23 protein-coding genes are annotated in these 25,442 nt (G+C 51.1%); 16 read left to right on the top strand and 7 right to left on the bottom strand.

Annotated features, from left to right (window positions below):
- Nucleotides 1–58 precede the first annotated feature (58 nt).
- From SH580_RS20985 to pduL, 4 genes are all read right to left on the bottom strand, one after another.
- Entirely contained in the window at nt 59–1,243 is a 1,185-nt protein-coding gene (locus tag SH580_RS20985; RefSeq protein ID WP_319832764.1) for an acetate/propionate family kinase, read from the bottom strand.
- Between the two features lie 93 nt (nt 1,244–1,336).
- On the bottom strand, nt 1,337–1,615 hold the full coding sequence (locus SH580_RS20980) for a BMC domain-containing protein (protein WP_308985031.1): 279 nt from the start codon (nt 1,613–1,615) through the stop codon (nt 1,337–1,339).
- Nucleotides 1,616–1,641: 26 nt separating this feature from the next.
- Nucleotides 1,642–1,911, bottom strand: coding sequence for a BMC domain-containing protein (locus SH580_RS20975; protein ID WP_308985030.1), 270 nt, complete (start codon nt 1,909–1,911; stop codon nt 1,642–1,644).
- An 83-nt stretch (nt 1,912–1,994) separates the two neighbouring features.
- A complete protein-coding gene (gene pduL, locus SH580_RS20970; protein WP_319832763.1) occupies nt 1,995–2,666 on the bottom strand; it encodes a phosphate propanoyltransferase in 672 nt (223 codons plus the stop codon).
- A 105-nt stretch (nt 2,667–2,771) separates the two neighbouring features.
- On the opposite strand from pduL, the gene SH580_RS20965 reads away from it, so the two are divergent.
- From SH580_RS20965 to SH580_RS20895, 15 genes are all read left to right on the top strand, one after another.
- Nucleotides 2,772–3,536, top strand: coding sequence for a DeoR/GlpR family DNA-binding transcription regulator (locus tag SH580_RS20965; protein WP_319832762.1), 765 nt, complete (start codon nt 2,772–2,774; stop codon nt 3,534–3,536).
- An 11-nt stretch (nt 3,537–3,547) separates the two neighbouring features.
- Nucleotides 3,548–5,026 (top strand): rhamnulokinase, encoded by a 1,479-nt coding sequence (locus SH580_RS20960; RefSeq protein ID WP_319832761.1) that lies wholly within the window; start codon nt 3,548–3,550, stop codon nt 5,024–5,026.
- Nucleotides 5,027–5,134: 108 nt separating this feature from the next.
- Nucleotides 5,135–5,908, top strand: coding sequence for a (Fe-S)-binding protein (locus SH580_RS20955; RefSeq protein ID WP_319832760.1), 774 nt, complete (start codon nt 5,135–5,137; stop codon nt 5,906–5,908).
- A 3-nt stretch (nt 5,909–5,911) separates the two neighbouring features.
- Complete coding sequence (locus SH580_RS20950) at nt 5,912–7,303, top strand: lactate utilization protein B (RefSeq protein ID WP_319832759.1); 1,392 nt, start codon at nt 5,912–5,914, stop codon at nt 7,301–7,303.
- 7 nt (nt 7,304–7,310) lie between these two features.
- A complete protein-coding gene (locus tag SH580_RS20945; protein WP_319832758.1) occupies nt 7,311–7,919 on the top strand; it encodes a LutC/YkgG family protein in 609 nt (202 codons plus the stop codon).
- Between the two features lie 94 nt (nt 7,920–8,013).
- On the top strand, nt 8,014–9,111 hold the full coding sequence (locus SH580_RS20940) for a PfkB family carbohydrate kinase (protein WP_319832757.1): 1,098 nt from the start codon (nt 8,014–8,016) through the stop codon (nt 9,109–9,111).
- A 26-nt stretch (nt 9,112–9,137) separates the two neighbouring features.
- On the top strand, nt 9,138–10,313 hold the full coding sequence (locus tag SH580_RS20935) for an aldose 1-epimerase family protein (RefSeq protein ID WP_319832756.1): 1,176 nt from the start codon (nt 9,138–9,140) through the stop codon (nt 10,311–10,313).
- A gap of 214 nt (nt 10,314–10,527) precedes the next feature.
- Nucleotides 10,528–12,303, top strand: a complete 1,776-nt coding sequence (locus tag SH580_RS20930) for a hypothetical protein (protein WP_319832755.1) — start codon at nt 10,528–10,530, stop codon at nt 12,301–12,303.
- A gap of 138 nt (nt 12,304–12,441) precedes the next feature.
- Nucleotides 12,442–13,206: an imidazole glycerol phosphate synthase subunit HisF gene (gene hisF / locus SH580_RS20925; protein WP_319832754.1), complete on the top strand. Its 765-nt coding sequence runs from the start codon at nt 12,442–12,444 to the stop codon at nt 13,204–13,206.
- 525 nt (nt 13,207–13,731) lie between these two features.
- On the top strand, nt 13,732–14,493 hold the full coding sequence (locus SH580_RS20920) for a DeoR/GlpR family DNA-binding transcription regulator (RefSeq protein ID WP_308950898.1): 762 nt from the start codon (nt 13,732–13,734) through the stop codon (nt 14,491–14,493).
- 2 nt (nt 14,494–14,495) lie between these two features.
- Nucleotides 14,496–15,542 carry a hypothetical protein gene (locus SH580_RS20915; RefSeq protein ID WP_319832753.1) on the top strand — a complete coding sequence of 349 codons (1,047 nt, stop codon included), beginning with the start codon at nt 14,496–14,498 and terminating at the stop codon, nt 15,540–15,542.
- A gap of 10 nt (nt 15,543–15,552) precedes the next feature.
- The gene (locus SH580_RS20910; protein WP_319832752.1) at nt 15,553–17,028 is read left to right on the top strand and encodes an aldehyde dehydrogenase family protein; all 1,476 of its coding nucleotides are present in this window, start codon (nt 15,553–15,555) and stop codon (nt 17,026–17,028) included.
- Between the two features lie 77 nt (nt 17,029–17,105).
- Nucleotides 17,106–18,221, top strand: a complete 1,116-nt coding sequence (locus tag SH580_RS20905; protein WP_319832751.1) for a PfkB family carbohydrate kinase — start codon at nt 17,106–17,108, stop codon at nt 18,219–18,221.
- Nucleotides 18,222–18,284: 63 nt separating this feature from the next.
- Nucleotides 18,285–20,315 (top strand): sodium:solute symporter family protein, encoded by a 2,031-nt coding sequence (locus SH580_RS20900; protein ID WP_319832750.1) that lies wholly within the window; start codon nt 18,285–18,287, stop codon nt 20,313–20,315.
- A 73-nt stretch (nt 20,316–20,388) separates the two neighbouring features.
- Nucleotides 20,389–21,045 (top strand): DOMON domain-containing protein, encoded by a 657-nt coding sequence (locus SH580_RS20895; protein ID WP_319832749.1) that lies wholly within the window; start codon nt 20,389–20,391, stop codon nt 21,043–21,045.
- Between the two features lie 223 nt (nt 21,046–21,268).
- Here the strand turns inward: SH580_RS20895 and SH580_RS20890 are convergent, their stop codons facing one another.
- Nucleotides 21,269–22,465, bottom strand: a complete 1,197-nt coding sequence (locus SH580_RS20890; RefSeq protein ID WP_319832748.1) for a Gfo/Idh/MocA family protein — start codon at nt 22,463–22,465, stop codon at nt 21,269–21,271.
- Between the two features lie 284 nt (nt 22,466–22,749).
- Here SH580_RS20890 and SH580_RS20885 point away from each other — a divergent pair, with 284 nt between their 5' ends.
- Entirely contained in the window at nt 22,750–23,469 is a 720-nt protein-coding gene (locus tag SH580_RS20885; protein WP_319832747.1) for a rhamnogalacturonan acetylesterase, read from the top strand.
- A gap of 25 nt (nt 23,470–23,494) precedes the next feature.
- Here SH580_RS20885 and SH580_RS20880 read toward each other — a convergent pair whose 3' ends face one another.
- Both SH580_RS20880 and SH580_RS20875 read right to left on the bottom strand, forming a co-directional pair.
- The gene (locus tag SH580_RS20880) at nt 23,495–24,127 is read right to left on the bottom strand and encodes an SGNH/GDSL hydrolase family protein (protein ID WP_319832746.1); all 633 of its coding nucleotides are present in this window, start codon (nt 24,125–24,127) and stop codon (nt 23,495–23,497) included.
- Nucleotides 24,105–25,424: a beta-L-arabinofuranosidase domain-containing protein gene (locus tag SH580_RS20875; protein WP_319832745.1), complete on the bottom strand. Its 1,320-nt coding sequence runs from the start codon at nt 25,422–25,424 to the stop codon at nt 24,105–24,107. Before SH580_RS20875 ends, SH580_RS20880 begins: the two co-directional genes overlap by 23 nt.
- Nucleotides 25,425–25,442: the final 18 nt, after the last annotated feature.

Below are 25,442 nucleotides of genomic sequence, written 5' to 3'. Positions count from 1 at the left end.
TTTTGTGGGTTGATGTTAATTGTCTGAATTTAGATTGATAAAAAGTTAGGTAATAAAGTTAGCTGGCTTTTACTTTGCGGAAGACTTCCCGTGCGATGACGAGTTCTTCGTTGGCAGGAATCACAAGCACTTTAATTTTTGAATCCGGGCTGCTAATAATGCCCTCGGCACCACGTATTGCTTTTGCATTGGCAAGCGGATCGATCTGCACGCCAAGGTCTTCAAGCCCCGCACAAACCGATGCACGCAGGTCCGCATCATTCTCACCGATACCTGCGGTAAATACGATCGCTTCAGCACCGCCCATTTTGAAGAAGAAAGAACCTGCCCAATGGCGGATGCTATCGATCAAGACGTCGATCGCAAGTTGTGCATTCTCGTTCCCCGCTTCAATCGCTTCGCAGATATCGCGAGCGTCATTGCTCACACCGGAGAGCCCGAGCAAACCACTTTCTTTATTGAGTTGACGTTCCGCTTCTTCGACGGAGATGCCCAACATCTTACAAACGTAAGGGATGGCCATCGAATCCAGATCGCCGACACGATTATTCTGAGGCAAGCCGCCTTGTGGGCTAAAGCCCATGCTAGCTCCGATGGCGACGCCATTCTGAATCCCAGTTACGGAGCTACTACCGCCAAGGTGGCAAGAGAGCACGCGCAAGGGAGCGCCTTCATATTCACCAGGGCCGTCAACATAGAGCTGACGCACGCGTTCGGCGACCACTTCGTTGCCTAGCATTTCCGCCGAGCGTTCCGCTACGAATTTGTGGCTGGCACCGTGAAAGCCATAGCGACGGATGCCCAAATCGCGCCAAGCCTGCGGAATCGCATAGTTGTATGCGGCTGGCGTCATCCATTGATAAAAGGCCGTCTCAAAGAGCGCGACCCGTGGGACCGTAGGTAATTTTTCTGCGAAGCAACGGATCCCCGTTGCGTATGCAGGATTGTGGGCGGGTGCGACCTCCTTGAAACCTTCGAGGGCTTCAAGGACGCGCGCATCCGCTGTTACACAACCACTGAGGTCTTTGCCTAGTACGGTTTTAAAACCAACGGCATCGATTTCCTCACCTGATTGAAGATGTCCCTCCCCGACTAAAGTTTCCAGCATATCTTCGATGCAGTTTGTATAGTCGGTGACGCGTTCGTAGCCACCACTGGCAAGTTGCGCAGCGTTACTATCATCCATATCGAATAGACGATACTTGAATGAAGTGGAACCAAGGTTTGCGATGAGAATCTTCATATCTTTTGAGTTAAATAGTTTTCAGTTTACCAGTTCCCCGTAAATAAATTGGAGAACTGAAAACCGAAACACTGATAAACCGAACGAGCTCGCTTAGGCGATCCAGTTGCCGAGTTTGCTAAGGTCGTCGTGTGGACGAGGGATCACTTGCACAGCGACCACTTCACCAATGCTACCAGCAGCATCTGCACCGGCTTCAACGGCAGCTTTTACAGCAGCCACATCACCCGTGAAAAAGCCAGTAACCAGGCCAGAACCAATTTTTTCGTAGCCAGTCATAGTGACGTCAGCTGATTTAAGTGCGGCATCGCATGCTTCCATAAGGCTCACGAGCCCTTTACATTCGATCATTCCAATTGCTTGTTTTGCCATAATATTTTATCTCCCGATTTTAAGGGTTAAGCTTCAAAGTATTTCATCAAGTCATCGTGCGGACGCGCGATCACGTGGGAGGCGACGAGTTCGCCAACGCGGTTTGCCGCTTCGGCTCCCGCTTCAACAGCTGCTTTCACGCTGCCAACATCTCCTTTAACGAGAACGGTCAAAAAACCGCCTCCGATGGAGATTTGCTTCACAAGGCTAACCGAAGCTGCCTTAGCCATAGCATCACTGGCTTCGATGGAGCCGGTAAGACCTTTTGTTTCTACTAATCCGATGGATTCACTCATAATATGTGTGGGTTGGTTGTGTATTGTGTTTGAATTAAACGCCTGAAAGCGAAGAATAAAAAATTAGGATAATTAAAAGGCGACTACTTGATGAGCTCGCAGGGTGTATCTTGGGTAAAGCCACAGGCATTGCCCTCGTCAGTGTCGATGTGAACTTCCAATTTAAAGGAAGGGTCCACCCGGACAAAAATCCGATCAAAAGTCACACCGAGCTCACCGCCGACGCGTAACTTCATGAAAGACTTATTCTCGACGCCATAATACTCGGCATCTTCCGGTGCCATGTGCACGTGCGGTGCAGCACGAATGACACCCTCTTTCATCTCAAGAAAGCCAGCAGGTCCCATCAACATGCAACCTGGCGTGCCTGCGATGTCGCCCGAGTTGCGAATTGGAATCTTAAAGCCCAATGAAACTGCATCCGTATAAGCAAGCTCCACCTGATCAAAATCACGGCAAGGCCCTAAGATCCGCAGATTAGAAATCACACGACTGCGAGGACCGATCATTGTCACCGACTCCTGAGCCGCATACTGCCCGTCCATATACAAATCCTTCATTGGCGTCAACTTATGCCCCTTACCGAACAGGACCTCTACAGACTCCTGCGACAAGTGACAGTGGCGTGCACTAATATTAACGACCAACGGATTGGGACCTTGCTTCTGCTGCGAACTACCTTGACCTACAAAACGAGAGAGGCTTTGACGCACTAATTGCTCCACTTGAGCACGATTTAGGGGTGATTGACTCATAGAAATATCTTTATAAAGTTGGAATTAACGAAAGAAATCCACTTTTTACCCACATAAGTCAACATATTTCTTGCGTTTTCCCAAATAAATCAAAAATTAATGGGCATGCTAGCCCCAGAACGCCAACAGCAAATACTCACGCTCCTAGAAGAACGTGGCACCGTACGTACCATCGATCTGGCTGAAGAATTTCAAGTCACCGACGAAACAATACGTCGCGATCTGCAAACACTAGCTGAAAACCAACAATTAAGTCGCATCCATGGAGGCGCCAGCAGTCTGAACGGACGCCCCAAGCTCCAATCCTTCACAGAGCGCCACTTACTACAGGTCGAGAAAAAGGAAGCTATCGCAAGGGCCGCACTGGAGCGAATTCAACCCGGCCAAACCTATGCTTTCGACAGCAGCACGACTAGCTTTGCACTGGTCACAATGCTCCCCGACCTCCCTTACCGTGTTCTGACCAACGCCTATGCAGTCATCGACCAATTAGTCAGCATGGAACAGGTCGATCTCATTTCAACCGGAGGCAACTACCACCCGAAGACACAAACCTTTATCAGTGGCGACAGTTATAACATGCTACGTCGACACAACATCAACTGCGCCTTTGTCTCCTGCATCGGCCTCGATCGGCATCGAGGCCCCTCCGAAGGCTTCGAACAGCAAGCGGTCTTCAAAGAGACACTCATACAGATTGCTCAACAAGTCGTCCTACTGGTTGACTCCACAAAGCTAAACAAGAACTCCGAATACTTCTTCGCAAACTTACGCGACATTACCGAAATCATAACCGACGACGGTGCCCCCACTGAATTCGTACAAGACCTACGAGCAGAAGGTTGCACCGTAACGATTGCCCAACCATAACTACCATACACATGTCAGAGAAAAAGATCTACCTCGCTGTCGACCTCGGCGGTGGCAGCGGACGCGTCCTCGCCGGAGAATTCGACGGCCAGCGCATCGAACTCCACGAATTGAACCGCTTCGAGAACCGCCCGCTGGAACTCCCCGACGGCCGCCACTGGAACCTAACCGGAATTTATTTAGATATACTAGACGGGCTCAAGGCAGCCGCCAAAAAGTATGGTAAGCAACCCATCAGTGTCGGCATCGACACCTGGGGCGTCGACTACTCACTGCTGGACAAAGACGGCCACCTGCTGGGCCTGCCCTTCCAATATCGAGACCCCCGCACCGACGGCATGATGGACAAAGCTTTTTCCATTATTCCTAAAAAAGAAGTCTACGAAGCCACCGGCATCCAATTCATGGCCTTCAACTCGGCCTTTCAATTACTCTCCGAAGTAGAGCGAAACAGTCCCGCCCTCGCAGCGGCCGAGGACATACTATTCACTCCCGACTTGCTCGGCTACTGGCTCACAGGCAACAAAACGCATGAGCGCAGCATCGCCAGCACCTCGCAACTCTACAATCCCAACACTGAGAACTGGGACTACTCACTCATCGAACGCCTCGGCTTGCCCAAGCGCCTCTTTAAGGAGATCAGCGACGCGGGCGACACGCTCGGTGAGCTACGCCCCGGCCTGAAGCAACATACCGGCCTGAAAAAGCTCAAAGTCATCACAGTCGGTGGTCATGACACTGCCAGCGCAGTGGCCGCCGTCCCCAGCCAAAAGGCGACGCCAGCTTATCTTAGCAGCGGCACTTGGTCGCTGATGGGACTGGAGCTACCCAAACCGATCATTTCGGAGCAATCCTTTCAAGATGCCTTCACCAACGAAATCGGTGTCAATGGCAGCGTGCGCTTCTTGAAAAACATTTGCGGTCTTTGGCTGATTCAAGAATCCCGTCGCTACTGGCTCGATCACGGCCACGACTACAGCTATGCCGATATGGCGGGCCTCGCCTCAAAGGTCGAACCTTTCCGCTCGCTGGTCGACCCGGACGATCCTCGCTTCACAGAGGCGGGACGCATGCCGGAAAAGATTCAGGACTTCTGCCGCGAAACCAAGCAACAAGTCCCTGAAACTCCGGGCGAAACGATCCGCTGCATTTACGAAAGCCTCGCCCTGCGCTACGCGGAGGTCTGGGCAAAACTGCCCAACTACACCGACGAAGCGCCCGACTGCCTCCACATCGTCGGCGGAGGTTGCCAGGACAAACTCTTAAATCAATTCACCGCCAATGCCCTGGGCACCAAGGTGCTGGCCGGCCCGGTCGAAGCCACTGGCCTGGGCAACATCATCGCCCAAATGATGGCCGACGGCGTAATCACCACACTCGCCGAAGGACGCAAGATCGTCGCCAATTCCTTCCCGATCACCACCTATGAACCCACCGACACCGCAGCTTGGGACGCGGTGAAAGAACGCTTCGCGCAGCTCAGCAGCTAGACTGCTACGCACGCGCACACGATTTCAACAAACAACATCAATCATCCACGAAACACACTCAACTTTCACACTCAAAGTTAAGCGTCGATCGTTCAATATCTCCTCAACATGAGCATGCTCCACACACCTCCCAATCGCCCGGCAGGCAAGTCCATCCAATTGATGACGACTTGCCTCTGTGACGCCTTTTATGCCGACGTGGCCCAAGCCACCGTCGAAATACTTGAGTTTCTCGGTTGCGAGATCGAACTGCCCGACGGGCAGACCTGCTGTGGACAGCCTGCCTTCAACTCCGGCGATTGGGTCAGCTCCCGCAAAGTCGTGCGCCACACCGCCAAGGTATTTGCGGGTGATAAACCGATCGTCGCTCCCTCGGGCTCCTGCGCAGCCATGGTCTTCCATGGCGCACCATTGGCTTTCGAAAAAGAAGCCGACCTGCCGGAAATCCAAGCACTGGCCAACCGCACCTGGGAGTTGCTGGACTTTATCGTCTTCGGCCTCGGCGTCACCGAATGGCCCGGCAAATTTGACGCCAAGATCACCGTACACCGCAGCTGTCACCTACGCGGCTCACGTAGCCCGGAAGCGATGGCCAGCCTCTTAGGCTCGATCGAAGGCCTCACTGTAGAACCCATTGACGAGACGGAACAATGTTGCGGATTTGGCGGCACCTTCGCGGTCAGTTTCCCCAACATTTCCAACAGTATGGGCACGCTCAAAATTGAGAAACTCACCGCCAGCAAGCCCGACATCGTTGCCGCGGCCGATATGGGCTGCATGATGCACTTCGGCGGCATGATGGAAAAACAAGGTTACCCGCAAAAACGTATGCACGTCGCCCAAATCCTCCGCGACTCTCTCAAAAACGCAGGCAAGATCTAAGCTATGAAGACTCAACAACAAATCGACCGCACGGCACGCGACCTCGACCCCGAAGTTCACGATTCCAACTTCATGGGCGCCAAGCTCAAGTCCGAGCGCCGCTACGCAACGCTGCACCGCGACTACGACGATCCTGACAAGCTGCGTGAGACCGCCGGCCTGATCAAACAACACACGCTGGAACACCTCGACACCTATCTGGCACAGGCGGAAGCCTCCTTCCAGCGCAACGGTGCCACGGTGCACTTCGCAGTCGATGACGACGCCGTCAACGCCAAGGTGCTCAGCATCATGAACGAGAACAACGCCAAGAGCGTGGTGAAGTCGAAGAGCATGCTGACTGAAGAGACGCATATGCTCAAATACCTTGAGGAGAACGGCAAAGAAGTCGTCGAGACAGACTTGGGCGAGTTCATTCTTCAGATCGATAACGATCACCCCTCGCACATCGTCACGCCCATCGTGCACAAGAACCGTCGCGGCATCGCCAAGAGCTTCGAGCGTGAAGGCCTCGGCGACTACAACGACGACCCCGAAACCATCACCCGCCGCGCCCGCAAGCACCTACGCCAAAAATACATCGATGCCGATGTCGGCCTGACAGGTGGTAACTTTGTTTCGGCAGAGAGTGGCCGCGTGGTGCTCGTCACCAACGAAGGCAACGCGCGCTTCTGCATGGCGGCCAACAAAATTCACATCGCAGTGATCGGCATCGAAAAACTGGTGCCCACTGACCGCGACCTCGGCCTGTTTTTAAACTTAATCGGTCGCTCCGGCACCGGCCAACAGCTCACCGTATATAATCAATTTATCGCGGGCCCCAAATCAAAGGACCAACCTCACGGCCCCGAACAAACACACATTATCTTCGTCGACAATCGTCGCACCGAGGTGCTGGCCAGTGACTGCCGCGAAATTCTCCGCTGCATCCGTTGCGGTGCCTGCCTCAACGTTTGCCCGATCTATCGTCAGTCCGGTGGCCACGCCTACCGCAGCGTCTACCCGGGCCCCGTCGGTGCGGTGCTGAGTCCACTACTGGCAGGCAATCGCTTTCCGGAACTCGCAGACTTACCCAAAGCCTCCAGTCTCTGCGGCGCATGTAACGAAGTCTGCCCGGTCAATATTCCGATCCCGGACCTATTGCTACGCCTGCGCGACAAGGCCAAGCGCGAAGGAGCGAAGGTTGCCATGAAGGGCACTCCAAACCTCGCGATGTGGGCCACACTTTGCTCACAGCCTACCATGTGGAAAACCGCACTCTCCATGGGGCACACCATGAACTACATTCCCACCGAATTAGTGCCTCACCCATCCGCTAAATCTTGGCAAGGCGCACGTAAGTTGCCTAAATTCCAAGGTGGCGAATTCCGTAAATGGTTCAAAAATAGAAAGTAATTTCATCATGAGTTCTGATAGAGAAAAAATCTTTAGCGCCATTCGCGCCGCCCTCGATCCCCTGCCCACTCGCACAGAAAAGCCTGAGTGGGAAGAGTCCCTAGTGGTCTGCAAACCTTCCGGACAGTTCGATAGTTTAAAGGCACAGTTTGCTGACAAACTCGCATTTGCCAGTGGTCGCTTTTACGACTCCGTCGAGCCACTGGCCGAGTTTCTAAAAGCCGAGCAAAGCACTTTCGGCTACTGCGATCCCGCGCTGGCACACCTCCTCGACGGCGTCGAAGGCATTACTTTCGATACCGAATATGATGAATCCAAGATCAACGAATACAGCTTTGGCATCACAAAAGGTAGCGCAGGCATCGCCGAGAGCGGCACCATCATGCTCAAAGACGGCGATACCTCGGCCCGCCTAGGCGCCCTCGCCCCCTGGATTCACATCGCAGTCATCGACGAGGCCGACATCGTGCCACACATACCGGCGGCCATCGAACGTTTCGGCGATGACCCTTCGATCATCTTTGCGACCGGCCCCTCCAAGACGGCCGACGTCGAGGGCATCCTCATCGAAGGCGTCCACGGCCCTGGCATTCAAGTCGCACTCGTACTTTCCTAGAAAGCTACCAACTTTCTATACCGACCAAAGCAGCACGAACATTCCCCACGCCGGGGCGTGTTCTACATAATATCACAATATAGAAATACAAATTATGAATACGGTTATGGAAAAATACGTCGGTTATATTAACAAGCTCAGCGGTAACATTTTATTAGGTTGCGACGGATTCGTCGACGAGACCTATGAGATCGTCCAAGAGCGCAAAAGTCAGAGCGAATATAGCGCAATGACGAATCTCAAGATGTTTGGCGAATTACTGGTCGAACGCGCCGACGGTGGCGTGGGCGTCGAACTCGTGCCCAAACGCCGCTGCGAAGGTGGCTTCGGTATCAACTCCGGGCGCATCGCCGCCATCCTCGGACTCAAGCCCCGCCTGCCGGGCCTTTACGGCAAAGCCAGCATCGATCCGGCCTTTGTCGAGTTTGAGGACATCTGCGACATCTACTCCCTCGGCGATCCCGCCCTCACCATCGCCCTGGAATTTGGCGACGGCAAGGTATTGATGAGCAACCTGGAAGCGGTCTCCAACCTCACGTGGGCGGACTTCGAAGAATATTTCACCGAAGCACAGCTCAAAGAACTGTTCTCCGATGTCGACATCTTAGGCCTCGGCTACTGGTCGTTGACTGCTGATTTCGATGGCTTCTTCAAGGGCTTCATGAAGCAATACGAGACGCTCACACCGCCTCGCCGCATGTTCTTCGACTTCGCTGATATCAAAAAGAAATCCAGTGAGTCCTTCGTAAATTCACTGGAGCTGATCAAGCCATACAACAGCAAGATCCCCATGACCTTTAGCCTCAATGAACACGAGGTGCTAGAGCTCTGCTCACGCATTGGCATCGAGCGTCCCGAGTTGAAGCCAGAAACCATCGCGACCACTTTAACACTTGCCCGCGAGAAGATTGGCTTCGACGAATTAGTCGTTCATACGCCCGAATTTGCGGCCGCATCCAGTGCGAAAGATGGCGAAGCCTATGCCATCCAAGAGCGTCAAACCAAAGTCATCCGCTCCGCAGGAGCCGGCGACAGCTTCAACGGAGGCTACATGTGCGCCTCCCTCGGCGACCTCCCACTCAAGGAACGCCTAGTCATGGCCAATGCAGCCACCGCCTTCTTCGTCACCCACGCCACGGGCCCGACCAAGGAAGAGCTGATCGCACAAATCGAAAAAGCCTCGGATAAATAAGGGAACTCCAAACACAGGAAACGATTATGAAGACACTTTATAAACTACCCCTCTTGGACCCTCAATCAACCGAAGGATTCAAAGCCGTCCAACTCAAAGGCGAAAGCCCCACAAACTGGTCTGTAAATAGCTACACTCTGCGCGGCGGCCTACAAGAAGGCGTCCAAGTCGTGGAGATCAACAACGGCAAACTCTCCTTCGCCGTCCTGCCCACTCGCGGCATGGGCATCTGGAAGGGCCAATGTGGTGAGGTCGCACTCGGCTGGGACTCCCCCGTCAAAGATCCGGTCAACCCCGCGTTTATCAATTTACAGGATCGCGGAGGTCTCGGCTGGCTCAAGGGCTTTAACGAATGGTTCGTGCGCTGTGGTCTCAATAGCATGGGAGCCCCCGGCATGGACACCGTGCTCGACTACAGTGGCAACGAGTTCGAAGTGCCACTCACACTGCATGGCAACATCGCTAACGTGCCCGCCCGCGCAGTCAGTATCGAAGTCACCGACGAGGCAATTATCGTTCGTGGTGAAGTCGACGAATCCATGATGTTCGGCCCCGCCCTGCGACTCAACACCGAGATCCGCACCGAGTTCGGCTCGGGCGCGATGCGTATCACCGACACAGTGACCAATCTAGGCAATAACCCACAAGAGCACGAAATGCTCTACCACATAAACTATGGAGCCCCCATCCTGGAAGAAGGCGCCCGCCTAGTCGCCCCCTTCAAGCAAGTCGCACCGCGCGACCCGCGCTCCACCGAGGGCATCGACACTTTCGGCGAATACGGCGCGCCTCAAATCGGTTTCGTCGAACAAGCCTATCTCTATGACCTAGCGGGTCAGGCGGACAACCAGGAAACAATTACTATGTTGCGCAACGCCGCCGGTGATCAAGCCTCCCTGCTGCGCTTCTCACTCAAGGACTTCCCCTGCTTCACACAGTGGAAAAACACCGCAGGCACCGCCGATGGCTACGTCACCGGACTCGAACCCGCGACCAATTATCCAAACTCCCGCCGATTTGAAAGAGAGCAAGGCCGCGTTCTCAGCTTAGCCGGAGGCGAGTCGCGCACCACAAATATCACAATCGAAGCCCTGGATACTAAGGAAGCAGTCGACTCAGTAGAATCTGAGATTCAGGCGCTTCAGAAAACTGCGCAAGGAACCGTGCACCCACAGCCACTTGGGCACCTATCTGGCAGCTAATCAAGTCGACGCATTCTCCCTTCGGAATGCTTGTCGCTTTCTTCATAAATATGATGCCAACACAATCGTTGGCATCATTTTTGAGGTATTTTGGAAACACAGCACACAGAATATGCAATTTCTCTAAATTTGAATGCCTGAAAGCTATTGACAAGCTCCCATGGCGCAAGCTTCATGACCTTTTTAATGCGCTCATAAGACGCGCTTTTCGATAATGGAAAATTTTGCAGATCAATGCCTCGACATGGCCCAATCCATTTTGGGACATAATTTAGAATCAATCACCGAACAGGGTACGATCACTCCTGTAGCCGGCGAAAATAGCCGTCTGGATGAGCCCGGACACGCAGCTCTTGCCATCGGCGAGTATTACCGCGCGACCAATGAGACCTCTCTCGGAGATTACGATTTAGTCGACCTGGCAGCACGCACGGTCACCGCCCAGGCCTTTGCCCCGGAGGAAATGGAAAACGGCCTCGCTTATGCAGCGCTGGGCCTCTTGTCCTTCAGCCCCGCGAAAGATCGCAACGCCGTTTGGGAACGCCTGATGGATCCCACTCGCGAACAACTCGACAAGCTTCTACTCGAACGCAGCGATTACGAAAACCACTACCAAGCTTTCAACATTGCGAAAGCAGTGACTCGCTTCAGCCTAGGCCTGTCTAAGAAAGACGAAACGGGTCGCCTGATCGACCGCTTCTTGGAGCGCATCGACAGCAAGTCTTCCACTGGCTACATCGACGATGCGGCGGGCGACGATGCCCGTCTCGGCGGCGCATTCGACATCTACGGTGTCATGAGCTTCGTCTTTATTCGCCAATCCCTGCAACTTCACGCAAACTTGCACCTGCGCGAACGCAAGCTGCCAAGCTTGCGCTCTTACTCGGAGAAATATCTAAAACTCATTCCAGACTTGGCTCGCCAAGACGGTGTGGGCTGGGCCTACGGTCGCTCGCTCGGTGCCTATGGTCAGATGCACTGCATCAGCCTCACACTACAAGCACTGCGTGATGGTTGGATTCCCGCCAATCAGCGTGACCTCTACGTCGATGCGGTACGCCGTCTCTTCATGAATTTCTTCGTCACCTACCTCGACCAGGAACACGGCTATCTCGTGATACGCGACGAAGAGCGCAGCACAGTGCCTTACCATACCACACGTATGGCCAACTTCGACGCCGCTCGCTACCTCTGCCAGTGGTCTCGCTTGGCACGCTCTGCAGGTGGCAGTGCCGCCCCCGCCTCGCCAGTGCCAGCTCGCAAAGTAGCTCGCTACGTCAGCTTCGACAAATCACACCGCAAGGAACAAGGTCTCTTTGTTTACCAAGACCCCGATTCCGGACTTGCAGTGCAATTGCCTCTGCTGGGCTCCAGCAAGCTAGGCAAAGGCACTTCCGACTACTTGGCCTTCCCGCACTCCCCTGGGGTTTTCGACTGGCCCGTGGACATGTATTTGCCCATCATGCAGCCAGAACTGACTTTTGGCGACAAGGTGATCGTGCCCTCCTTTTACGGGAAGAATTGCACCACCAGCATGGGACTGCGCAATGCACTCAATTTCAAATACGATCAACCGGAACTCATCACCAAAGATGAAGAAATCGTTAACGGTCTCGGCAGTTGCAAGGTGCTATGGACCTTCCTGAAGGGTAAGATCACATGCGAATTTTGCTTCACCGTGAAGCAGCAAGTGACACTCGATAAAATGCGCTACATTCTTGGCATCGCTGCCCCTCACAGTCGCTACCGCGTCGCGACTGCCTTCACACTAGGAGATGAAGGGCATCGCACCGAAGTCATTAAAGACGACTTCCAAGCCGAATGGAAAGAACTCGAAGTCGTCACAGACGATCCTAAGTATCGCACCTACTACGGGAACTTACACTACCTGCAAATCCTCCAGCGCGACCGCCCATTGGTCATGCGCCCAGGCACTCAGGACCGTCTCGCGCTCTCCTTCGAGCCAGACATCGTATTTGCCGACGAGTAGACAGGAGAATTAGAAATTAGGAGTTAAGAATTAGGAAATGCTTTTATTAGGCTCGCCTTGCAGTGCGCCCAATTCGTCATTCCCGACTTTTAATTCTAACTCCTAATACTTAATTCTTAATCCTTAATTCAAAAAAAAGTGTTATCGATTCGCATCATACCTTGCCTCGACGTCCATGACGGACGCGTGGTCAAAGGCGTTAACTTCGTCAATCTAATCGACGCGGGTGACCCCGTCGAGCAAGCCAAAGCTTACGAACAACAAGGTGCCGACGAACTCGTATTCCTCGACATTACAGCGTCCAGCGACGAGCGCAACACCATGATCGACGTGGTGGAGCGCACCGCCTCGGAGTGCTTTATGCCACTCACAGTCGGTGGAGGCCTGCGCACCGTAGACGATATCCGTGCCATGCTCAATGCAGGTGCCGATAAGGTCAGCCTCAACACAGCGGCCATCCTCAACCCCGATTTAATCAAAGAATCCGCCGCCCGCTTCGGCAATCAATGCATTGTGGTTGCGATCGACGCGAAGCGCGTGGTTAACAAAACAGACAAGTGGGAAGTGTACACACACGGAGGTCGCAAGCCAACGGGCCTCGACGCAGTTGAATGGGCGAAGAAAGTCGTCTCCCTCGGAGCTGGAGAGATTCTCCTCACCAGCATGGACTCCGATGGCACCAAGGCTGGCTTTGACAATGCACTCAATCGCGCAGTCAGCGAAGCCGTCGAAGTGCCCGTCATCGCCTCCGGCGGCGCCGGCACCCTCGATCACCTAGCCGACGCCATCACCGAAGGCAAAACCAGCGCTGTATTAGCCGCTTCGATTTTCCACTTTGGCACCTTTACCATCAAGCAAGCCAAAGAGCACCTGCAGTCAAAGGGCCTTCCCGTTCGCCTTTAACTGGCCACAAGGAAACAGAGCCTAGGGCAAATCAAAATTTAGAATGATTCTGCCTCAAATTAGTCCGCGGGATATAGGCATCCGTGACTATCGCTTTATATATAGTGTTTCTCCAAAACCCTTTGAGCCGACTTCTATAGCTTGGCTACTAATGGTTCACTGTACCCGAGCGCTTGCCACGGCGTAGCTCCAAGCGTGCAAGTGAAAGCCTTAGCGCAGGATAAAAAAAAACGAAGACAGTCGCCCAGGCCTACAGAAAATAAGTCAGCCCCCTGCCGATCTGACACGTGCGATGAACCTCGATGGGGATTTGTTCTCCTCTCGCTCTACGAACTGAATGAGCTCCAAACAAGCGGAAGCCCAATTGCAGAAGCAGCCAAGCAATCGCAAGTGGGGCTAATATTTCCTGCGATGAAACGGCATCAAAGCGTTGAAGCGCTATGATCACATATCGCATTTACAATATCACGCGTAATAAAACGCTCGACATAATGATTATTTCAATCACATGTAATCACATATTACATGAGAAACATACGACAACAAAAGCTACTTTCCTTACTTTCAATCGATCTAGAAGTAAAAATTAGCACTCTACTAGAGCAGCTTGACATCTCTGAGGCGACGCTGCGTCGCGACTTGTCGGAACTCGCAGAGAACGGAAAAATTGTCAGAACGCATGGCGGCGCCCTGCTTCGTCCCGAAGCGATTAATGAAGCCTCTTTTTTAGACAAAGAACTCTCCGCTCCAGAACAGAAACGGGAAATCGCGAGTTATGCAGCAAACATAATTCCAACAGGTGCATCGGTTTACATCGACTCAGGCACTACCTGCCTAGAAGTCGCAAGGATTCTACTGCGCCGCGGTGATTGCCCTATATTTACCAATTCCCTGCCAATTTTAATTGATGCATGCAAATACAATGCTCGCGTCACAGGCATTGGAGGCACCCTACGTGAAGTATCGCGCGCTTTAATTGGATCAGCCGCACTCAGTTGGCTCGAGAATCTAAATGTTGATTACTCACTCATCGGAGCGAGTGCGTTAAATGTGTCCCGAGGTGCCTATACCACTGAAACTCTAGAAGCCTCAGTCAAGCAACATGCAATTCAATCTTCGAATCAATCGATCCTTGTTTGCGATCATTCAAAATGGATATCCAGCGCTCCCGTCCGATTCGCTCGCTGGTCCGACTTCGACAGATTAATCACCGACAAAGCGCCAGAATCTACCACTCAAAAACATCTTCAACAGCAGCTGCAAGTGAACGTAGTTGGAGTCAAATGATAATGACACTAAAAACTCTTGATCAAAAACTACAGCGAATTTCCCAAGGGATCGATACGCGTAATGACTTCATTATTGCGGATGCCAAAGACGCCGACATGGCATTTGGCGCCATGGCACCAGGTCCCAAACGGCTAGCTCAAAATAAAGATGGCGACAGCCAAAGCTGCAACCGCTATAAAACACTCTCTCAATACCATGAGCAGATACGAGAGGTGATTAAGCAGCAAGTCGTCGACATCATGCTGCTCTCAGCATCCAACCTCGAGCGTCTTGGCATTGATGAAGGGCTTTTTAAAAACTCCCCGATCACTCCTGCCGCCAGAGCCAACGATACCACTGACATCTGGGCCGTTCGCGGAGGAAGCTACGCCAATCACCCTTCACGCCACTTCCGCACTGCGACATTGGATCACATCAAATACGGAAAGACGGAAACAGACTACAACAAGCCCTACACAGGTGCGGATCTCGGCCTTTATTCAGTCACCTTCACCAATAATCTGGACCAAGACTACGCCGCCCTCGAAGCCTTCCACAAGTTTCGTCTCGAAGCTGAAGCCAAGAAGTTTCGCTACTTTTTGGAAGTGTTCAACCCCAACGTAGATCCAGGATTTGATCCTCAAAAAACAGGAGCCTTCCTCAACGATAGTATTATTCGCTGCCTAGCAGGTGTCACCAAGGTCGGTCGTCCAATTTTCCTAAAAATCCCTTACAATGGCCCCGGGCCACTGGAAGAGCTCGTCGCTTATGATAGCAATCTAGTCGTTGGTATTTTAGGCGGTAGTTCGGGAACAACTCTAGATGCCTTTCAACTCATTCATGACGCTCAAAAATACGGCGCAAAGGTAGCTCTCTTTGGTCGAAAGATCAATTTATCCGAACACCCCTTAGCTTTTATTCAATACATGCGGCGCATCACCGATGGCGAAATCACCCCCATCGAAGCGGTCAAAGCCTACCACGGCGACCTCGCGAGGGTCAACATCAGCCCGTTACGAGAATTGAAAGACGACCTTATACTAACCGAAAACAAACTCACCTATTAATACCCCAGATATGTCACTCATCCCTCCCCACTCCCTCGTCACCGAATTCCTCGCACAAGAGCAAATTGCCTCTTTTATTGGCGGCACATGGTATTCGAGTAAATCCACCATACCGGTCATCGACCCCACCAGCGGCGAGGTCGTAGCCTCCGTAGCCTCCGCCGAGGCATCCACCGTTGATCAAGCCATGCAGGCTGCCGACAAAGCATTCCCTGAATGGGCTGCGATGCCCGTATCTGATCGAGCGGCTCTGCTCAAACGATTTGCGGGCTTAATTCGAGAAAACCTAGAAACTCTAGCTCAATTGGAGTCCATCGATGTGGGTAAACCCATCGAAAACTCACGTGGATTCGATATCCCCTTCGGCGCAGACTGTTTTGACTACTTTGCCAATCTCAGCAATGAAGCAGAGTATACTGTTCCGCTAGAAGTCAACGACATCGATGCGCACGTTCAGCGTAAGCCTTACGGCGTATGCGGCTTCATCTTCCCCTGGAACTTCCCTTTCACACTTTTCTGCTGGGGTCCTGCACCTGCACTCGCGGCGGGTAATACTGTTGTCGTTAAAGCATCCGAAGTGACGCCATTAGCCACTCTCTATCTTGGTCATCTAATAAAAGAAGCTGGAATCCCGGATGGTGTCATTAATATCTATACTGGCGAGGGTCGTGCCTGCGGCCAACCTCTGGCAGAACACTCACTGCTCAAACACATGTCTTTTACCGGCTCACCTCAAATCGGTAAACTCATAGGTAAAATCTGCGGCGAGCACCTGGTCCCCTGCAAATTGGAGCTCGGTGGTAAAGGCGCCGCTCTCGTGACTCAGGATGCTGACTTACAAGCGGCCGCCGAAGGGTTGGCAGGAGCCATCACCCTAAACACCGGCCAAGTCTGCTGCACTGCCACGCGCTGGTTTGTCCATTCCTCCGTGCTAGACACCTTCACACAACTCGTACGTGCAGAACTAGAAAAGACTGCCATTGGATCATCAATGGACGAAAAAACTCAGATGGGTCCACTCGTATCCGAAACACAATACGATCGAGTCAACGACTATTATAAAAAAGGCATCGCCGAAGGTGCCAAGGTAGTCGTCCCCTTGACAACTCCCACCACGACAAACAACGCTGGATATTTCATTAAGCCACACTTACTGACAGGCGATGAAGACAATATCTGCTACCGCGAAGAGATCTTTGGCCCCACCGCCTACATCGTGCCCTTTGAGGAAGAAGAGAATGCCATCGATCGCATCAACCGCTTAAGCTATGGACTCGCCAATAGCGTCTGGTCAAAGGACTTGGACCGAGCCACAGATCTCGCTGGAAAGCTCATCGCTGGAAATAGCTGGATCAATGCGCACAACGTATTCGCCTACGGACTCCCTTACGGAGGCGTCAACCTCAGCGGATTAGGCGGCGGCGTCAACTCTCCCGAAACCTTCTATAGCTATTTACGCAACCAAACGATTGCTCGTCCATTGTAGGGAAACTACGGGCCTCTAATAGACAAGCATGTAGTTCGTAGCGACTCAGCAAACTTCCATCCACAAGAGCTCACTTCATGATTTCACTCCAATCACTAGCGGACAAACTCGAAACGCAGCGCGATCAAATCGAGTCATTCCAAGTCGTCACTGGCTTCGACGGTTTTGTTGATGAAATGATTCAAGCGGTGGATCAACGCCATGACATCAATCGCTACCAAGCAGTCAAAACGATTGATCAATTTGGAAGTTTAATCAAAGCCGCAGCTGGGCACAGCAGCTTGCGGGAAATTGTAGTCACCCAAACCGATCCAGGAGGTTGCGCCATCAACATGGGCGATGGGCTCGCCACACTTGGTGTTCAAGTTGATACCTTTGCCACCGTGGGTGAACCAGTGCATGCCGCATTTCAAGAATATGCAAGCAAGGCGACACTGCACAGCTGGGGGCGTGAGCCCGGCCGGACACTGGCCTTTGAATTCAATGATGGAAAACTCATGTTTTCAGCCGTCAGCCCCCTCGCGGAATTCACTCCTCAAGACATCCAACAGCGAACCCAAGATGGGGTGTTCCTCGCCAAGTGCGAGACCGCCGATTTGATCGCCATCACAGATTGGACGCTCTTCCCATACATGACTGCCTGCTGGAAAGCACTGCAAGATCATGTATTTTCAAAGCTCACCCATCGTCCCAAGTTCTTCCTCGACCTCGTCGATCCTGTCAGTCGAAGTCCCGAAGATATCGCAGCGATGCTTAAAGCACTACCGGGCTTTTGCCAAACCGGTCACACCACGCTAGGCTTGAACCAGAACGAAGCCAACCTACTCTCCAAAGCAACAGGTGGCGAGGCCTTACCCAAACCAGACATCTCACGTGCTAAGGACCAGGCTCAAACACTCCTAAAAGCCCTTTGCGTCGACGAAGTGGTCATCCATGCCGTCGACTATGCAGTCAGCGCCTCCGCACAGGGAACTGCAGAAACGACAGGTCCCTATTGCGCGGAACCCGTCAAATTAACCGGTGCAGGCGACCGTTTCAATGCAGGCTATGCCCTCGGGATGCTACTCGAACTTCCACCGACACAGCAATTGCAACTCGCTGTCTTCACCTCGGGAATCTACGTGCGTCAGGGGACGAGTGCCACTCTCGAACAAGTGATTCAATTCATAAGATCAACCAACGACGAAGCATAGTATTCTGATGATACCATTCACTCATAAAGATACACTCCAGCAAGAGACTAGATACACATGAACATGCACTACATAGACTGGTTGATTCCCATTGCGATGCTCGTGCTAATGATTGGGATCTGTCTATTCGCGCGCACTCTGAATAAAAGTGTGGCCGATTTCCTCGCAGCAAATCGCATGGGGGGCAGATACCTGCTCGCTGTCGGTCAGGGCATGACAGGTCTCGGAGCGATCTCTATTGCTGCGAATTTCGAAAAGTATTATCAGACGGGTTTTTCCGCTTACTGGTGGGCTAAAATGGTTGCTCCCATTGGACTAATATTGGCTCTCACAGGCTTTGTTGTCTATCGTTACCGTGAAACGCGTGCTCTAACGATGGCTCAGTTTTTTGAGATGCGCTATAGTCATAATTTTCGTATATTCTCTGGCATCCTAGCGTGGACCTCCGGGATACTGAATTATGGGATTTTCCCAGCGGTGAGCGCTCGTTTCCTCATTTATTTCACGGGCCTCCCCGTAGAATTTGAATTTTTAGGCCACACATTCCCCACGCTAGCCTTAGTTATGCTAATTCTAATGAGTATAGCGCTGCTTATGGTCAGCGTCGGAGGCCAGATATCCATTATGGTAACCGACATGCTACAGGGGCAGTTCGTCAACGTAGCTCTGTTGATCATCTTAGCGATCCTGTTTTGCCACATGTCATGGGGCGATGTGATGGAAGGCTTGCGCCATTCTCCTCCAGGAGAATCTCGAATCAATCCCTTCAAGCAGGACAAAGTGGGTGATTTTAACATGTGGTTCTTCGTCATGATGGGCATCCTACAGGTCTATGGAACCCGCGCATGGCAAGGCTCCCAGGCCTACAATGCTGCTGCTCGAAATCCCCACGAAGCCAAAATGGCCAATATCCTAGGTGAATTTCGCGGCATGGTAACAACTTTAGTCATCCTGTTGATCCCAATCTTTATCTTTGCCTACCTACATTTGGATGAATTCTCCAGCGATGCGGTAGTGGTGACTCAAAATTTAAGTCTGATTGAGGATACTCAAATACAAAAGCAAATGCGCGTGCCGATGGCACTCGGAGAAATTCTCCCGGTTGGGGTCATAGGTCTATTCACTGCAGTCATTATTATGGCCGCGGTTTCGACGGACAACACCTACCTCCACTCCTGGGGCAGCATCTTTATTCAAGATGTCTTCATCCCACTTCGTAAAAATAAGAAGAAATTATCTCAAAAAGCTCATATGTGGCTCTTACGACTCTCCATCGTAGGCGTCGCAAGCTTTGGCTTTATTTGGAGTCTCATGTTCCCCTTAAACGAGTACATCTATATGTATTTCCAAATAACTGGAGCGATTTACCTAGGAGGTGCTGGAGCCGTCATCATCGGAGGCTTATATTGGAAGCGAGGAACAGTGGGCGGCGCATGGGCCGCGATGATTACTGGATCCACCTTAGCGGTCAGTGGCATTGTTCTACGCAACATCATCTGGCCCAAACAACTACCGAACTGGAAACTCACTTATTCCGAATGGGGATGGCTACAATCTTTACCAGAAAAATTTCCATTGAATGGAATGCAGATGTCTTTCTTTGCTGCAGTGTTAGCGGTCTTGGCCTACGTATTTTTCTCACTAATATCCAAGACACCCCCAGCCAACATGGACAAACTTCTACATCGCGGGAAATATAGTGTAGAACCAAAGTTCGAAGCTAGCGCGAAAGAGTTGGCATCCGTAAAGAATAACAGCAAAACGCATCTATTACTTAAACGATTAGGAATTAATGATGATTTCACCCGTGGTGACCGTATCATCTACTTTCTAAAAATCGCATGGGTCATGTTCTTCGTGATAAGTTTCATCATCGGCACTACAGTCAATGTATTCTACCCAATCCCCGATAGTGCTTGGGAGAAATGGTGGGGACTAATCGTCGCAATGACGATCTGCGCGAGCCTGATTACCGTAGTTTGGTTCTTATGGGGCGGCTTCCGCGATTTAATGGACTTAATTCGTAAGTTAGGTTCCCTAGATCGAAACCTTGATGACGATGGCAGTGTCTCCGAAGACGAACACGTGCAATAATAAGTCCGCTGACACAAAGAAAAACATGAAGCCACTTTCCATTTGTTCCCTATTCCTCCTAAGCTCCTTACTGATGTCATCCGCTCATTCCGCCAATCCTCACGCGTGCTGCACAGGTCCTTCCAGTGTGACCACAGAGACTCCTCAGCACGTATTGACATTTAAACAAGCCTGGCTTGAGCAAACTAGCGACAGTTTTCGACCAGCAATAGCAGAGCTCTACCCCAATAAAAGCGGATTAAAAGTCATTTTCACCCTAGAGGACGATGAAATTTTTAGCGAAGCAACTGGCTTTAACCAAGAGACTTGGAAGCTCGGCGATGTCGTCGAAATTTTCTTAGGTATTCCCGGAGAGTCCGACTACTGGGAAATACACGTCACTCCAAATAACCAACGTCTACAGCTTGCTTGGAATCCACAAAGTTTTGAAGACTTCAGGCAAGGAGCCATTCCACTGCAAAAATGCATGATAACAGATCCGGAATTCATTCAGAGCGAAGTTACGGTGAATACAGAAAAGAAAATGTGGCAATGTTCCGTCTTCATTCCATGGACATCCATCAAGCTCGCCACGGGACAAGCCAGCTACGAACTTGAACTCGCTTTTTGTCGCTATGATGTCAGCCGAAACCAAAAGGGCGCGACGCTTTCTTCAACCGCAGCACTCAGCAAAGCTAGCTATCATCGCAGGCATGAATGGGACACACTTCTACTAGAAGTGTCCAAATAAGAAATGACCAGCGGCCATAGTCGCCGAGCATTTCAGAGCTTATGCTGGGCACAAAGCCCCTAAGCCTTAAAATCCAGCCATAGTTCGCCCAAGCGAGCCTCACGCTTAAGACACATGCTGCAGGTGCTAGCCAGTGCCCCGCTCGCGTTGGCCCTGGAGCTCACGCAATGGATTAGATGTCCAGCACACTAAGCTGTCGTGCACAGACCTGAAGCCACTACTTTCAGATCGTATCAAACTCAATATGCGTGGGTTTACCAGTCCAAGCAAGATCCAGTGCACTGAATAGCTGCTCGCGCTCATAGGCCTCGTGCATGAGCGATTCCATCTGCGGTAAATAGGTGAGCGTATCATTCGCTCCGCGTGTTGTTTGCTCCAGAAACGACTTCTCAATGGTCTGCACGGGAACCTTCTGAAACGCATTGACACACCGCGTATGAGCCGACGCAGCTTCGACGCCGCAGATATCATCTTGTGTCGATGTATTGGAGCAACGATCTATGCAGATTCGCAACTTGTGCATACGCTCTCCATCGGGACTGCCGTAGGTCTTTTGACTACCATCTTCAAAGTGAGCGACGATATCCTTGCCATGACTGAAATGGATTTCGGCGTTTTCAAAGATATATCGAAAAATAGGTCCATCCACAGTTTCCGTGGCATGGGTGGTATAAAAGTAAATGTCAGCACCTATATCCGTTTCAATCTTACAACATGCGGTATCATAGTTTTCAATTTCATTGGCTCGATAGCACTCCGCAGTCATAGATAAGGGACTAGCCGAGAGATGCAATTCCTCCCCCAAAATGAAGAGCATATTATGCAAATAATGTGCCGTCGCATTATTGACTGGGCTATCATAGACGGGCCGCCCCTGCGCATTGTGAATTTTTCCTGCCCAGTTATTTCGTTGATAATAAGCACTCGATCGAGGCCATGCGACTCGAGTTAGTAGCTTTTCTGCCCGACCAAAGCAGCCCTTCAAGACATCAGCCTTCAACTCTTGTATCGCTGGACTAAATGTCCACTGATACCCAATTTCCAGAAATTTCCCAGACTCATCCCGTGCGCACTTCATCGCAGCGACTTCTTCAATAGTGGCTGCAATCGGCTTTTCACATAAAACATTAATTCCCGCCCGAAGTAAGGCACAGCTCTGTGACATATGAAATGATATAGGTGAAACGATCGCCGCTAGATCAACGCGGATCGGATCATTCAGAAATGCCTCAACAGACGCATACTCCCGCAAATTACGTTTCTTAAGTTCCGCCCAATCAGGAGCACTTTCAGGTGCTGGATCTACGATCCCGACCAACTTGAGAATTCCCTGTTTTTCGAATGACTGGATCGCCTCAATGTAATAGTGGCCGTAGCCTCCGATTCCAATAAGTAGTAACTGGCAAGGTTCAGATTTCATTATGATGAAACCACCAATTATATATGAAAATCACAACACTAAAATCGCTCGACAAAATGATCACTTCAATCAAGATCAATCACGCAAAGCGTGTATTACATTTTCAATTATCATACTTAGCCGAAATGAAAAATATCCATCGATTTTTAATCTGCATCGCAGCACTAACACTAGCAAGTGTCGCATCGGCCAATCATTTAAAGACAGCAAATCACTTAAGCGAAACAGTCCTTCCAAACATGCAAGCAACTCCCGTGGCCACGGCCCTACCTACTGAAAAATCCATGTTAGAAACTTCAATGATGAATCAAACCAATACGTCCCCAAACGCCTCATCAGAACGAGAACTTATCGTGCTTGTGGGAGATTCCACCGTAACGGGAAAAAGCAGAGACAAAGATCAGGCTGGTTGGGGATGGGCACTTCAGCAATGGACCACCGACGACATAGAAGTAATCAACACCGCTGTGGGTGGTCGCAGTTCCCGCAGCTTTAGGTCGGAAGGCCGTTGGGACGACGCTCTCAAACTGACTCCCGACTGGATATTCATTCAATTTGGTCACAATGACCAAAAAGGAAAAGGTCCAGAGCGTGAGAGTGCCCCCGAGACAGACTATCGAGATCACTTACGTCGATATATACAAGAAGCACGCGAGCACGGCGCACAACCAATCCTAGTCACCCCCGTATGCCGACGCACCTACTCAGTTGATGGCACACTGCGGGACTCACTCGCCCCTTACGCCGAATCCGTGCGTATAGTTGCCCAAGAGATGCAAGTCCCTCACATAGACTTACATAATTACAGTTTAAATCAACTCGCACAGATCACTGATAAAGAAGCCATCCAGCGCTTTAGCCCAGAAGGAACGACAGACCGTACACACTTCTCACTCTCGGCGAGTCGGATCGTCGCACAATGGGTCTTGAATTTACTAGAAGTGGAAGTGCCGGAATTGGCATCACACTTCATTCGGCCCAACGAAGTATTGAATCAAGAATAAAGATATCATTATTCAGCTAGAGCAATCAAAGCAAAAGACGCTCGATGTGCCCACTGAGATAGGCTGCCTGTAAGCTGCGCACTGCCTCATTATAATGCACATGATCCATATAGAGATCATCACCGAGAGAAGCAGTAAAACCATGTAGATCGATGACAGGAATATGTGAATGCCGCATGATCTGATATGCGGCAGCGTTATAGGCAAGCACATCACTTTGATGACGAAGCACTTCGGGGCAAAACTTCTGATGACGTGTGTCGTCAACTGGAGTCGTCGATACCCATACTAATCGATGCCCATACGCTCCCACCAAGTCAACGATCCCTCGCAAGTTTTGAATGTATTCGGTGCGGTCGACTTGTTTCAGGCTAGCATTTGGGGTCGTTTTTATATCATGCAAGCCGCAATTAATAACGATTAAATCAGCCAAAAAATCAGGCGACGCCAATACCATCTTTAAAAAAGATAATACCATCGAAGAGTCCCCACAGTTCGTTCCTCTCGGATGGTCTAAGTCCTCTAGGGCTTGACGATAACCATTTCGATTGTCGACTTCTGCGACTCCCTGTAAGTATTGCACCAGGTAGGGACGATAATGCACAAAGATACTATCCCCGATCCAAAATATTTTGCTAGGGCTGGACTCTTTTTTCATGGAGTAGATTCGTCGAATGAAACAGCTTAGCACTGGCAAAGGCATGATTGCACATACCCCACAGTACGCATTTCGCCGCGCGACTGGGATCATGAGCCAAGTGTTTACGATTGGAAGGGATTCCGTCATTCGACTTGAGCGCAGTCGTATCGGCTCCAATTAAAATGGCTCCATTTAAATCCTGGTTATCCACCACTTCGGCTTGATTGTACCAACCAGTGATCCACAGACGTAATCCTACATCCTTAAACCGTTCATCAGGAACAAGGCTATGCAGCCAGAGTAAACCATTGGCACACTCATACATCGCCATATTCGCTTCCGGACGATCGGACGGTAATATTTCATGACCGATGCAGTAAGGTAAAGCTCCTCGGCAATAGTATAAGTTGACAATAAAATCGCCTAAACGCTTTGCACAATCCAACAAGCGTGCATCCTCAAACACTTCATACGCCTCGGCGAGTGCATTGAAAATATAAGCAAAAAACATGCACTTGGTGGAACTATCCGTATCAGAGACCTTCAATGTGTTTGGATCATAATTCTGATAAAAGGAACCATCCTCACATTGCATTACAATCAAAGCTTCAACGGCTCGCTCGTATGCATCACGATAAGCCGCATCGCGGGTCAATTGATACAGGGTCGCATAAGTAGAAATAACGTAGATAAAACGACTTCCTACACGTCCCCCGGATTCACGCCAGCCATTTTCTGGCGACCAACCAGAACCAACAATTCCGCTGGGCAATTGGTATTTCACCATCGTTTTCCCGACCATTTCACAGGCAGCTAACAAACGATCGTCTCCAGTTTCCCGATGTAATCGCATAAAATGCGCGGGCACGCGCATCGCATAGAGCGAGCTATAGACACCCGCATCGGTCCAGTACCACATCAAGCCTTGAGCGTCTTTAGCAGGCCCCGAATAGATACCTTTTTCCGAATCGTTCACTAGAGTATCCGCATAATCGATCGCATTTTGCTTAAGCTCTGGACGTTGCAAAATATCTGCCAGATCGAGCCACACAGAAATAGTCTCGGCACTATTACTATTAGGATACATCCACGTCACCGCTCCCGAACGATCATAGATCGCCATGCGATGACACTTCCCCACTCCCTCGGCGGAACGGGTGGCGGCCTCTAACCAAGAAGCCATGCCTTCAAGCGAACGAAGAATCATCGAACGATCAATCAGACCACTGAGTTTTGATGCTCCCATCAAAGGAGACTCCATCGGTATATCGGAGATCCTCTCTGTTGATTGCGGGTTAAAAGTATTCTGTATCATAATAGAAAGAGTGCACTT

Origin of the sequence: Coraliomargarita algicola, from assembly GCF_033878955.1 — a bacterium.
GTDB lineage: Bacteria > Verrucomicrobiota > Verrucomicrobiia > Opitutales > Coraliomargaritaceae > Thalassobacterium > Thalassobacterium algicola.
The sequence above is the reverse complement of the archived record's forward strand: the minus strand, read 5'-3'. Positions and strand labels throughout refer to the sequence as shown.